Genomic DNA, 11,904 nt, shown 5'->3' with positions numbered 1-11,904 from the left:
CGCCATGCCTAACGCAACCACATCTCTTAACTCTGTCGAGCAATTGCTCAGTGCTCTTGAGAGCGAATACAAGGGGTTGAGCAAGCAGCTCAAGCTGATAGCGAAATACGTCGAGGCGCGTCACGCCTACCTGGGTCTGGAAGGCATTCAGGACGTGGCGAGTGCCTGCGGCGTGCAGCCTTCTGCGGTGGTGCGCTTTGCCAAGCATTTTGGTTTTTCCGGCTTTACCGAGATGCAGAAGGTGTTCCGCCAAGCCATTGCGGAGCAACTTGCCCCCGATCGGAGCTACCAAACCCGCATCCGCGATGCCATCCAATCCGGCGCGCCGCTGGCTAGCGTTGATATTGCCCAGGCGTTTTTAAAAGGCAGCATGGACGGGATCCAGACCTTGGTGGACAGCCTGGCACAAAGCGATCTGGACCATGCTGTCGAGCTGCTGGCCGAGACAGAGTCGATCTGGCTGCTGGGCATGCGCCGGTCCTTCCCGGTTGCGGTGTATCTGGACTATGCACTGCAACACACCGATAAACGTATTTTTAGGCTGGACGGCACGGGCTGCATGCAGGAGGGGCAGTTGCGCTCCTTGCGCGAGGGGGATGTCCTGCTGGCGGTGTCCTTCCCCCCTTATGCGTCAGAGACTTTGGCGCTGGTGCGCCATGCCCATGCGCGTGGCGGGCGGATCATTGCCATTACCGACAGCCGTTTAAGCCCCCTCGCTGAGTTGGCACAGGCCTCTTTGTTGGTGCACGAGAACGCCACGTTCGGCTTTCGCTCGCTCACCAGCACCATTGGTTTGGCACAAAGCCTCTTCGTCGCCTTGGCGTATCGGCTGGAACTGGATCGAGCGGATGCCGATGACCAGGGCGCTGAACAGTGAACGAGGGCTGAGCCCTCACAGACCGCAGTCAATGTGCGTTTGCAGCAATTTTCCATAATATGAAAATGAAGACCGCTATTTGAAATCTTCAAAAAATGTGAGAAACTCTGGCACAGTCATTCATAGCAGATCACTTGAAGGAGACGCCAGCATGTCCGAACCATCCGAACAAAAAGCCGTCAACGGCCCCACCCGCACAGACGGCCAAGAAACCCGAGAATGGATGGACGCGCTGTCCGCTGTGATCGACCGTGAAGGCGCCGAGTACGCGCACTCGCTGATCGAGCAACTGCTGGAGCACGCGCGCCAGAACAGCGTCGATCTGCCTTTCTCCGCCAAGACCGGCTACGTCAACACCATCGAGACCGAGCAGGAAGCCCGCAGCCCCGGCAACCTCGAGATCGAACAGCGCCTGCGCGCCTACATGCGCTGGAACGCCATGGCGATGGTGGTCAAGGCCAACCGCATTCACCCGCCAGAAGGCGGCGACCTGGGCGGCCACATCGGCTCCTTCGCGTCGCTGGCCAGCATGTTTGGTGCTGGCTTCAACCATTTCTGGCATGCCGAGAGCGACAACCACGGCGGTGACTGCCTCTATATCCAAGGCCACGTATCGCCCGGCATCTATGCCCGCGCCTACCTCGAAGGCCGTATCAGCGAAGAGCAACTGCTCAACTTCCGCCAGGAAGTGGACGGCAAGGGCCTGTCGAGCTACCCCCACCCCAAGCTGATGCCCGATTTTTGGCAGTTCCCCACCGTCTCGATGGGCCTGGGCCCCATCATGGCGATCTACCAGGCACGCTTCCTGAAGTACCTGCACGCCCGCGGCATTGCCAACACCGAAAACCGCAAGGTCTGGGTGTTCTGCGGCGACGGTGAAATGGACGAAGTCGAATCCCTGGGCGCGATTGGCCTGGCCGCGCGTGAAAACCTCGACAACCTGATCTTCGTGATCAACTGCAACCTGCAGCGCCTGGACGGCCCGGTGCGCGGCAATGGCAAGATCATTCAGGAGCTCGAAGGCGAGTTCCGTGGCTCCGGCTGGAACGTGATCAAGCTGATCTGGGGCAAGGGCTGGGATGCCTTGCTGGCCAAGGACCATGACGGCGCACTGCGCAAGATCATGATGGAGTGCAACGACGGCGACTACCAGGCTTTCAAGGCCAACGATGGTGCCTATGTGCGCAAGAACTTCTTCGGCCGCGATCCACGCACCTTGAAGATGGTCGAGCACATGAGCGACGACGAGATCTGGAACCTGCAGCGTGGTGGCCACGATTCGCAAAAGGTCTACGCTGCTTTCCACGCCGCACAGAACCACCAAGGTCAGCCGACCGTGTTGCTGGTCAAGACCGTCAAGGGCTTTGGCATGGGCAAGGTCGGTGAGGGCAAGAACAACGTCCACCAGACCAAGAAGCTGGCCGATGAGGACATCAAGGCCTTCCGCGACCGTTTCAACATCCCGATCCCGGACAGCCAGATCGCCGACCTGCCTTTCTACAAGCCAGCGGACGACACCCCGGAAATGAAGTACCTGCACGAGCGCCGCAAGGCCTTGGGCGGCTACCTGCCCAAGCGCCGCGAAAAGGCCGACGAGCAGTTCACCGTGCCTCCGCTGGAGACCTTCAAGGCCGTGCTCGAAGCCACGCCCGAAGGCCGGGAGATCTCGACCACGCAAGCCTATGTGCGCTTCCTCACCCAGCTGCTGCGTGACAAGGAAATCGGTCCCCGCGTCGTGCCCATCCTGGTCGACGAGGCCCGTACCTTCGGTATGGAAGGTCTGTTCCGCCAGATCGGTATCTACAACCCGCATGGCCAGCAGTACACCCCGGTCGACAAAGACCAGGTGATGTACTACAAGGAAGACACCAAGGGTCAGATTCTGCAGGAAGGCATCAATGAAGCGGGCGGCATGTCCAGCTGGATTGCAGCGGCAACCAGCTACAGCCACAGCAACCGCATCATGATTCCGTTCTACATCTACTACTCGATGTTCGGATTTCAGCGCATTGGCGATCTGGCCTGGGCAGCGGGTGACCTGCAGGCACGCGGTTTCTTGCTGGGCGGCACCTCGGGCCGTACCACGTTGAACGGCGAAGGTCTGCAGCACGAAGACGGTCACAGCCACATCCTGGCGGGCACCATCCCCAATTGCATCAGCTACGACCCGACCTTCTCGCACGAAGTGGCCGTGATCATGCACGAAGGCCTGCGCCGCATGGTGCAGAACCAGGAAAACGTCTTCTACTACCTGACCCTGCTGAACGAAAACTATGCCATGCCTGGCCTAACGCCCGGCACCGAGGAAAAGATCCTCAAGGGCATGTACCTGTGCAAGGCCGGTGGCGCCGGCGACCTGCGCGTGCATCTGCTGGGCTCGGGCACCATCCTGCGCGAATCCTTCTTTGCGCAAGAGCTGCTGGCTGCCGACTGGGGCGTGACCGCCGACGTCTGGAGCTGCCCATCGTTCAACGAACTGACCCGCGACGGCCAGGATGCTGACCGCTGGAACCTGCTGCACCCGCTGGAAACTGCCAAGGTGCCGTATGTGACCGCCGAGCTGGGCAACAGCACCGGCCCGGTGATCGCCTCGACCGATTACATGAAGTCCTACGCCGAGCAGATTCGTCCCTTCATTCCTGCTGGCCGCACCTACAAGGTGCTGGGCACGGACGGCTTTGGCCGCTCGGACTTCCGCCGCAAGCTGCGCGAGCACTTCGAGATCGACCGCCACTACATCGTGGTTGCCGCGCTCAAGGCGCTGGCCGAAGACGGCAAGCTGCCCGCCCAGAAGGTCGCCGATGCGATTGCCAAGTACGGCATCAATGCCGACAAGATCAACCCGCTGTACGCCTAAATTGCACCAGGAGACACCACAATGGCATTGATTGACATTCAAGTCCCCGATATTGGCGACTTCGCAGAAGTGGGCGTGATCGAGTTGCTCGTCAAGCCCGGTGACACCGTCGCCAAGGACCAGTCGCTGATCACCGTCGAGTCCGACAAGGCCTCGATGGAAATCCCGTCCAGCCACGCTGGCGTGGTCAAGGAAATCATCGTCAAGATTGGCGACAAGGTCGCCGAAGGCTCGGTCATCGTCAAGCTCGAAGCGGCGGATGCAGCGGCTGCGGCACCCGCTGCGCAAGCTCCGGCGCCAGCACCGGCTGCTGCGGCACCCGCTGCTGCAGCTGCACCGACGCCTGCACCCCAGGCTGCTGCTGCGCCTGCGGCCTCGGGCCCGGTCGAAGTGAAGGTCCCCGATATCGGTGACTTCAAGGACGTGGCCGTGATCGAGCTGCTGGTCAAGGTGGGCGATACCGTCACCGCAGAGCAGTCGCTGTTCACCGTCGAATCCGACAAGGCCTCGATGGAAATTCCATCGCCCGCCGCTGGCGTGGTGAAGGAACTCAAGGTCAAGATTGGCGACACCATCAATGTCGGCGATCTGGTCGCAATCCTGGAAGGCAGCACCGCTGCAGCGCCCGCATCCGCACCGGCTGCGCAAGCCCCCGCTGCTGCTGCGCCTGCCCCAGCCGCCAGCGCACCTGCTCCTGCAGCAGCACCTGTCGCCGCTGCGCCGGCTGCTGCCGTGCCGGCCCACAACCCCACCGTACCGCCATCGGGCGCCTTGCCTTATGCATCGCCATCGGTGCGCAAGTTTGCGCGTGAGCTGGGCGTGCCGCTGGAAGAGGTCAAGGGCTCGGGCAACAAGGGCCGTATCACCGCCGACGACGTGCAGGCCTTCACCAAGCAGGTGATGGCTGGTGCCGTGCAGACCAAGGCCCAGGCGGCCAAGGCGCCTGCCGGTGGTGGCTCTGGCGCAGGTCTGGATCTGCTGCCATGGCCCAAGGTCGATTTCAGCAAGTTCGGCACGGTCGAGCGCAAGGATCTGTCGCGCATCAAGAAGATCTCGGGCGCCAACCTGCACCGCAACTGGGTGATGATCCCGCACGTCACCAACAATGACGAAGCCGACATCACCGAGCTCGAAGCCTTTCGCGTCTCGACGAACAAGGAAAACGAGAAGAGCGGCGTCAAGGTCACCATGCTGGCCTTCGTGATCAAGGCGCTGGTGTCTGCACTCAAGAAATTCCCTGAGTTCAACACCAGCCTGGATGGCGACACCCTGGTCTACAAGCAGTACTTCAACATCGGCTTTGCGGCGGACACGCCCAATGGCCTGGTGGTGCCGGTGCTCAAGGATGCCGACAAGAAGGGCATCATCCAGATCAGCGCAGAAATGGGCGAGCTGGCCAAGAAGGCGCGCGACGGCAAGCTGGGCGCGGCCGACATGCAAGGGGGCTGCATCTCCATCTCGTCGCTGGGCGGCATTGGCGGCACGCACTTCACGCCTATCGTGAACGCCCCTGAAGTGGCGATCCTTGGCCTGTCCAAGTCGGCGATGAAGCCCGTCTGGGACGGCAAGCAGTTCGTGCCACGCCTGATGCTGCCGCTGAGCCTGTCGTACGACCACCGCGTCATCGACGGCGCCTCGGCCGCACGCTTCAATGCCTACCTGGGCCAGGTGCTGGCGGACTACCGCCGCATCATCCTGTAATCGGAGACGCACACTATGGCAATCGTAGATATCAAAGTCCCCGACATTGGTGATTTCGCTGAAGTGGGCGTGATCGAGTTGCTGGTGAAGCCTGGCGATACCGTCGCCAAGGACCAATCGCTGATCACCGTCGAATCGGACAAGGCCTCGATGGAAATCCCGTCGAGCCATGCCGGCGTCGTCAAGGAACTCAAGATCAAGATCGGTGACAAGGTCGCCGAAGGCTCGGTGATTCTGTCGCTGGAAGCCGCTGAGGGCGCTGCCCCGGCGCCTGCTGCCCCAGCACCTGCACCGGCAGCCTCGTCGCCCGCACCGGCTCCTGCAGCAGCGGCGCCCGCTCCCGCAGCGCAAGCTGCAGCGCCCGCACCGGTGGCCAGCAACTACAGCGGCCAGGTCGATGAAGACTGCGACGTGGTCGTGCTCGGCGGCGGCCCTGGCGGCTACTCAGCGGCATTCCGCGCGGCCGATCTGGGTCTCAAAGTGGTGCTGATCGAGCGCTACAAGACGCTGGGCGGCGTCTGCCTGAACGTGGGTTGCATCCCATCGAAGGCACTGCTGCATGTGGCGGCCGTGATGGACGAGGTCAAGCACCTGGAAGTCGCCGGCGTCAAGTTCGCCGCGCCTGAGGTCAACATCGACCAACTGCGTGCCCACAAGGAAAAGGTCATCGGCAAGCTGACCGGCGGTCTGGGCCAGATGGCCAAGATGCGCAAGGTCACGATCGTGCGCGGCTATGGCAATTTCGTCAGCGCCAACCATATCGAAGTGCAGGAAACCTCGGGCGACGGCCAGGACAAGACCGGCGCCAAGAAGGTCGTGCAGTTCAAGAAGGCCATCATTGCTGCGGGCTCGCAGGCGGTGCATCTGCCCTTCATGCCCAAGGACGAACGCGTGGTCGATTCCACCGGCGCACTGGACTTGAAGGCGGTGCCCAAGCGCATGCTGATCCTGGGCGGCGGCATCATCGGCCTGGAAATGGGCACCGTCTACAGCACCCTGGGCGCTCGCCTGGATGTGGTCGAGATGATGGACGGCCTGATGCAAGGCGCTGACCGCGATCTGGTCAAGGTCTGGCAAAAGATGAACGCGCCGCGCTTTGACAACATCATGGTCAACACCAAGACCGTGGCTGCCGAAGCCACGCCCGAAGGCATCAAGGTCTCGTTCGAGCCAGCCAAGGAGGGCGTGACCGTGCCCGAACCCCAGGTGTACGACCTGGTGCTGCAAGCCGTGGGCCGCACGCCCAATGGCAAGAAGATCGGCGCAGAGGCTGCAGGCGTATCCGTGACCGACCGTGGCTTCATCAATGTCGACATCCAGATGCGCACCAATGTGCCCCACATCTTCGCGATCGGCGACATTGTGGGCCAGCCCATGCTGGCACACAAGGCTGTGCATGAAGCCCATGTGGCCGCTGAAGTCATCGCCGGTGAGTTGCAAGGCAACAAGGAACTGGCTGCTGCCGCTTTCAATGCCCGCGTGATCCCATCGGTGGCCTACACCGATCCCGAAGTGGCATGGGTGGGTCTCACCGAAGACCAGGCCAAGGCCCAAGGCATCAAGGTCAAGAAGGGTCTGTTCCCCTGGGCCGCCTCGGGCCGCGCCATTGCCAATGGCCGCGACGAAGGCTTCACCAAGCTGCTGTTCGACGATTCGCCCGAAGCCCATGGCCACGGCAAGATCCTCGGCGGCGGCATGGTCGGCACGCACGCTGGCGACATGATCGGCGAGATCGCGCTGGCCATCGAGATGGGTGCAGACACCGTGGACATCGGCAAGACCATCCACCCGCACCCGACCTTGGGCGAAAGCATCGGCATGGCCGCAGAAGTGGCCCACGGCACCTGCACCGATGTGCCGCCTGCGCGCAAGTAAGACCTGCCGGTTTTGCGCCACTCTGCAAAAGACAGCCTACGGGCTGTCTTTTTTTGCATCTTGGTCAGGCGTTCAAGGCCGTGCCAACAGGGGCCCGGGCTTATTCGTCATCAAACTCCGCTCGGTAGTCATCCGGGTTGATGCCTTCAGCGCGCAGCGGCTCAATCAAGCGAAAACGTGTGACCTTGGCCGATGCGGTGATATAGCCTTTGATGACCCATTCACGGGTGACAGGGCTGTGTGCTTCTTGGGCGAGTTGCTCGATCACGCGCGTGGTTTTGCGCCGGGCCAGCATGCGGAAGAATGCGGGCACATGGGCGAGCAGGCGTTGCAGCAGCTCCTCGGCATCGGCGGCCCATTCGCCTTGCTTGGGCAGCTCGGGCACAAAACCCCATTCGTCTTCTGTCAACGCGCGCCACAGCACGATCGCATGGCCATCGGCATCGTTCACGCAGGCCATCTCTTCGAGCTCAGGGGTGCGCATCGGCGCATAGCGTGAGCTGCTGCCTGCCGCCAACAGGCTTTGGTAGGCCTGGGGCACATCGGCCACCTGCAGGCGCAGGCTTGTCTGCGACTCCACCTTGGGCACCTGCAGCAGCCGCAGCAGGGCGCTGCCGGTGTCGATATCGACATAGCCCTCGCCGCTGCGCGCGGCCCTGAAGCCGATCACATCACGCCAGAGCTGCGTTGCTTTTTCCAGATCGCTGCAGGGGAGGACGAGGTGGCTGATTCCAAAAAACATGGCATGCGGTGGTAAAAATGACAATGCTGATGATAGCTTTTGGCTGCGCCATCGATCAGAACTGATCGCTCCAGCGAGCAACGATACCCACCACCAGCAGTTGTCTTGGAGACAGCCCAGACTGCCCATTCGCCACTGGATGGGCGAAGATCCCGGCTACACAAGCTCGCGCAGCGCAGCGGCGCTTTCTGCCAACGCCGCTGCAGCTCTTCAGGAGACCCACCCATGATCCCCCATGCGCTCGCTTCTGCTGCCGCATTGGCAATGGCCGCTAGCTTGGCCGTTGCGGCCAATCCGGCCCTTGCCGCCTATCCAGACAAGCCCATCAAGCTGATCGTGCCGTTCCCACCCGGCCAGGCCACCGATATCTTTGCCCGTGCGCTGGCCGACAAACTCGGCCAAAAGCTCGGCCAACCGTTGGTGGTGGAGAACAAAGCCGGCGCGGGCAGCAATATCGGCTCCGAGCAGGTTGCGCGCAGCGCCGCCGATGGTTACACCTTGCTGGTGGCGGGCAGCGCAATGGCGGTGAACCAGACCTTGTACAAAAAGGTGAACTTCGATCCGCGGGCCGACCTGGTTGGCATCAGCTTGATCGCCAAGGTGCCGCTGGTCTTTCTGGCCAATCCGGCCAGCGGCATCAAAAGCATGAACGACCTGGTGAGCAAGGCCCGCGCCGAGCCCGGCAAGCTGAGCTATGCGAGCGCCGGCATTGGCGGCACCCAGCATTTGAGCGCGGAGATGGTCAAGGCCCGCGCAGCGCTGCAGATCGAACATATTCCCTACAAAGGCAGCGGCCCGGCGCAGGCGGATTTTCTGGGCAACCAGGTGCCGCTGATGGTGGATTCGGTCACTGCGGCGTTGGCCAACATCCAGGCCGGCAAGGCGGTGCCGCTGGGCGTGACCTCAGCCACCCGTTCCAGCCAGCTGCCCCAGGTACCAACGATTGCTGAATCCGGCTTGCCTGAGTTCAAGGGTTTCGAGGCCGTGGGCTGGCTCGGGCTGATGGCCCCCAAGGGGACGCCCAAAGCCATTGTCGACAAGTTGACCCAAGAAACGGTGGCCATTCTCAGCAGCGCCGAGATGCAGAAATTCATCCGCGGCCGGGGCTCCGAGCCCGCACCGACCAGCGGCCCGGAGATGGACCGCTTTGTCGCCAGCGAAATGGTGGAATGGGGCAAGGCCGTCAAGCAATCGGGCGCGACCGTGGAATAGGGCTACCCCCAGGCTGCGCGGTCAGAACCCTTACGCTCCGCCGACCGTGTCACCCAGGCGTCCCGGCGCCTGGATGCGCTTTTCTACACTCTTTGTCGCCTATAGACCGAAATGGAGACAAAGACATGGTGTTGACGCGCAGAAGCCTGGTGCAAGCCGGGGCCGCCACGGCAATGGGAGCTTATATCGGGGCCGGCGCATCGCTGGCCCACGCGAACAAGCGCTTTCCCAACCGGGCGATCAAGCTCGTAGTGGCCTTTCCCGCCGGCGGGCCGACCGACCTGACGATGCGCCAGCTCGCCGAGAACGCAGCCAAGGTGCTGGGCCAGCCGATTGTGGTGGAGAACCGCCCCGGCGCGGCGGGTTCGCTGCCTGCGACCCAGCTACAGAACACGGTGGCCGATGGCTATACCATCGCCCAGCTGCCGATGAGCGTGATGCGCCTGCCTTTCACCACGGGCCTCAAATGGAACCCGGTGGAGGATCTGAGCTACATCATCAATGTCACCGGCTATGCGTTCTGCATGGTGGCCAGCACCCAGTCCGGGCTCAAGAATTGGCAGGAGGTCGTGGCCTGGGCCAAGGCCCACCCTGGCAAGCTGACCTTGGGCAATACCGGTACCTATACTTCGCCGCATGTCACCTCGGCCATCATTGCGCAGCAGCTCGGACTGGATGTCGTGCATGTGCCCTACAAAGGATCGGCGGAGCTGATGCGCGCGACGATGGCAGGCGAGGTGATGGTCGCGGCCGACACCAGTGCCGTAATCCCCTATGTAGACCAGGGCCGCATGGTCGCGTTGAACGTCTGGACCGAAAAGCGCCTGCCCACCTTGCCCAATACCCCCACCTTGATCGAGCTCGGCCTGCCGACCACGCAATACTCGCCGTTTGGCCTGGTGGGCCCCAAGGGCATGCCGGCCGATGTGCAAGCCACTTTGCACAAAGCGTTCAAGGAAGCGATGGAGATGGAAAGCTACCAGGCGATGCTGCAGCGCTTTGAGATGCTGCCGATTTACATGAACAGCGCCGACTACAAAAAGTTTGCCGCCGAGTCGACCGTCAAGGAAAAGGCCGTGCTGGCCAAGCTGGGTCCCCAGGCTTGACGGAGCCGAGGCGACCGATGGGCGCGGCAACGGCAGCAGGGTGATGAAAACTGTATTTATATACAGTATTTGTAAAACACCGCTTCATCTGATCGGTGCCGCCCCTCTATGAAGGGGTCTGCTTACGCTGACAGCATGGAAGGCAGCGCTGGCCATCGCGAGAAGGTTTTGCTAGAATACTGTATATATACACAGTATTTATGCAAACCCTCGCCAAACTCCAGATTCTGGCCGACGCCGCCAAATACGATGCCAGCTGCGCATCCAGCGGCAGCAAGCCCCGCAATTCCCTGGGCGGCAAGGGGATGGGCTCGACCGAGGGCATGGGCATCTGCCACAGCTACACGCCCGATGGCCGCTGTGTCTCGCTGCTGAAGATTCTGCTGACCAACTTTTGCATCTACGACTGCCGCTACTGCATCAACCGCAAAAGCTCCAATGTGCAGCGCGCCCGCTTCAGCGCGGCCGAGGTGGTGGGGCTCACTCTGGACTTCTACCGCCGCAACTGCATAGAAGGCCTGTTTCTGTCCAGCGGCATCATCCAGTCGTCCGACTACACGATGGAGCAACTGGTCGAGGTGGCCCGCAGCCTGCGCGAGGACCACGATTTTCGCGGCTACATCCACCTCAAGACGATTCCAGATGCGTCCCCCGAATTATTGGCGCTGGCGGGCCGCTATGCGGACCGGCTCAGCATCAATATCGAGCTGCCCACGCAGCAGGGCCTGCAGCAATTGGCGCCGGAAAAGGATGCTGTGGGCATTGCCTCTGCCATGCACCAGGTCGCGGAGCATATCGAAGTGGCCCGGCAGCAGAAGCAAGACCAGCAGGGCAGCAAGCTGGTATCGCTGCCCCGCCAGCGCCAGGCGGCCCGGGCGGCAGCGCCCAGCTATGCGCCTGCGGGCCAAAGCACACAGATGATTGTCGGCGCCGACAGCGCCAATGATGCGACCATTCTGCTCACCAGCAGCGCGCTCTACACCGGCCAGCGTCTGCGCCGGGTCTACTACTCGGCTTTCAGCCCCATCCCCGATGCCTCATCCGATCTGCCCCTGCAGGCGCCGCCGCTGATTCGCGAGCACCGTCTCTACCAGGCCGATTGGCTGATGCGCTTTTACGGATTCAGCCCGGCTGAGATCACCGCGCCAGCGAGCGGCGGCATGCTCGATCTGGAGCTGGACCCCAAACTTGCCTGGGCACTGTCGCAGCGCCAGCATTTTCCGGTGGATTTGAACCGCGCGGCCAAGGCCTGGCTGCTGCGGGTGCCGGGCTTGGGTGTCGGCAGTGTCGAGCGCCTGCTGGCCGCCCGCAGGGTGCGCCGGCTGCGGCTGGCCGATCTGCAGCAGCTGCGCGTTGCCACCAGCAAGGTGCTGCCTTTTGTCGAGCTCGATGATTACCACCCGCCGCTGGCCATGCTCGACAGCCCCGGCTTGCGCCAACAGCTGCTTGCCCAGATGGGGCAGGGGGCTGTGCAGCGCCGGCACAGTGGCATGCAACTGGCGGCTGCGGCGCAGATCGCCTTGTTTTGAGGAGG

At 62.3% G+C, this 11,904-nt stretch carries 8 protein-coding genes; 7 read left to right on the top strand and 1 reads right to left on the bottom strand.

Annotated features, from left to right (window positions below):
* Positions 1-4: 4 nt before the first annotated feature.
* The 4 genes from AB7A72_RS05695 to lpdA all read left to right on the top strand — a co-directional run bounded on the left by AB7A72_RS05695 (position 5) and on the right by lpdA (position 7,310).
* Positions 5-877: a MurR/RpiR family transcriptional regulator gene (locus AB7A72_RS05695; protein WP_312458208.1), complete on the top strand. Its 873-nt coding sequence runs from the start codon at positions 5-7 to the stop codon at positions 875-877.
* A gap of 151 nt (positions 878-1,028) precedes the next feature.
* On the top strand, positions 1,029-3,734 hold the full coding sequence (gene aceE, locus AB7A72_RS05690; RefSeq protein WP_369459282.1) for a pyruvate dehydrogenase (acetyl-transferring), homodimeric type: 2,706 nt from the start codon (positions 1,029-1,031) through the stop codon (positions 3,732-3,734).
* Positions 3,735-3,755: 21 nt separating this feature from the next.
* The gene (aceF, locus tag AB7A72_RS05685) at positions 3,756-5,435 is read left to right on the top strand and encodes a dihydrolipoyllysine-residue acetyltransferase (RefSeq protein ID WP_369459281.1); all 1,680 of its coding nucleotides are present in this window, start codon (positions 3,756-3,758) and stop codon (positions 5,433-5,435) included.
* A 15-nt stretch (positions 5,436-5,450) separates the two neighbouring features.
* Positions 5,451-7,310 carry a dihydrolipoyl dehydrogenase gene (lpdA, locus tag AB7A72_RS05680; RefSeq protein ID WP_369459280.1) on the top strand — a complete coding sequence of 620 codons (1,860 nt, stop codon included), beginning with the start codon at positions 5,451-5,453 and terminating at the stop codon, positions 7,308-7,310.
* 100 nt (positions 7,311-7,410) lie between these two features.
* Here the strand turns inward: lpdA and AB7A72_RS05675 are convergent, their stop codons facing one another.
* On the bottom strand, positions 7,411-8,052 hold the full coding sequence (locus AB7A72_RS05675; protein ID WP_369459279.1) for a VOC family protein: 642 nt from the start codon (positions 8,050-8,052) through the stop codon (positions 7,411-7,413).
* Positions 8,053-8,316: 264 nt separating this feature from the next.
* Here AB7A72_RS05675 and AB7A72_RS05670 point away from each other — a divergent pair, with 264 nt between their 5' ends.
* The 3 genes from AB7A72_RS05670 (at position 8,317) to AB7A72_RS05660 (ending at position 11,899) form a co-directional block, all read left to right on the top strand.
* Entirely contained in the window at positions 8,317-9,264 is a 948-nt protein-coding gene (locus tag AB7A72_RS05670) for a tripartite tricarboxylate transporter substrate binding protein (RefSeq protein ID WP_369459522.1), read from the top strand.
* A gap of 131 nt (positions 9,265-9,395) precedes the next feature.
* On the top strand, positions 9,396-10,370 hold the full coding sequence (locus AB7A72_RS05665) for a Bug family tripartite tricarboxylate transporter substrate binding protein (protein WP_312462613.1): 975 nt from the start codon (positions 9,396-9,398) through the stop codon (positions 10,368-10,370).
* Positions 10,371-10,570: 200 nt separating this feature from the next.
* Positions 10,571-11,899, top strand: a complete 1,329-nt coding sequence (locus tag AB7A72_RS05660; protein ID WP_312462603.1) for a putative DNA modification/repair radical SAM protein — start codon at positions 10,571-10,573, stop codon at positions 11,897-11,899.
* The last annotated feature ends 5 nt before the right edge of the window (positions 11,900-11,904 follow it).

The organism is Comamonas sediminis (genome assembly GCF_041107495.1).
In the GTDB taxonomy this organism is placed as follows: Bacteria; Pseudomonadota; Gammaproteobacteria; order Burkholderiales; family Burkholderiaceae_C; genus Comamonas; species Comamonas sediminis.
This window is presented reverse-complemented; position numbering and strand designations above follow the sequence as displayed.